The organism is Methyloparacoccus murrellii, assembly GCF_054657115.1.
On record NZ_BAAHXD010000152.1, the window covers coordinates 1 to 222 of the forward strand.

Consider the following 222-nt stretch of genomic DNA (forward strand, 5'->3'; position numbering starts at 1 on the left):
CATGACCTACGTGCCGACCTGGATGGGGTTCCTCTATCTGGCGGTGGTCATCGATGTCTGGAGCCGGCGCGTGGTGGGCTGGGCCATGGGCGAACGCATGACCGCAGACCTCGTGCTCGCGGCGTTGAACATGGCCCTTGAGCAGCGCAAACCCAAGGGTGTCATCCACCACAGCGACCAGGGCAGCCAGTACACCAGTCTGGCCTTTGGCGAGCGCTGCCG

1 protein-coding gene is annotated in these 222 nt (G+C 64.9%); it reads left to right on the forward strand.

The features are described 5' to 3' along the window. On the forward strand, positions 1–222 hold a 222-nt coding region (locus ACYQ1H_RS15690; protein ID WP_460028967.1), incomplete at both ends, for a DDE-type integrase/transposase/recombinase.